The organism is Curtobacterium sp. MMLR14_002, assembly GCF_001864975.1.
Classification (GTDB): domain Bacteria; phylum Actinomycetota; class Actinomycetes; order Actinomycetales; family Microbacteriaceae; genus Curtobacterium; species Curtobacterium flaccumfaciens.
Map to the genome: position 1 here is coordinate 1 of NZ_MJGT01000125.1, position 310 is coordinate 310.

Annotated in this window: 1 protein-coding gene; it reads left to right on the forward strand. The window is 64.5% G+C overall.

The window, feature by feature from the left end:
- Nucleotides 1-10: 10 nt before the first annotated feature.
- Nucleotides 11-310 (forward strand): replication-relaxation family protein (locus BIU91_RS18675; protein ID WP_253183796.1); only part of this gene is annotated, 300 nt, incomplete at its 3' end.

The window sequence follows — 310 nt, forward strand, 5'->3', positions numbered from 1 at the left end:
GTGGAGGACCATGCACCGGCTCATCAATCACAACTACGTGAAGCTCGTAGAACGCCGACCAGTGGGCGGAAGCGGCTCGGGCAGCGGTCAGTTCGTTTATCAGCTCGGAAGCGCCGGACACGCGCTCTCAGGCCGTCCCGGCAAGTACTGGCCCTATCGCTCGGTGAACCTGCACACGCTTGCCATCGCGGACGTGCACGTCGAACTGGTGCGCGCCGAACGTGCCGGACGCATCACGATCGACCGCTTCGACACGGAGCCGCACACGCACGTGACCGTTGCCGGTGCCGATCTCCGCCCGGACTATTAC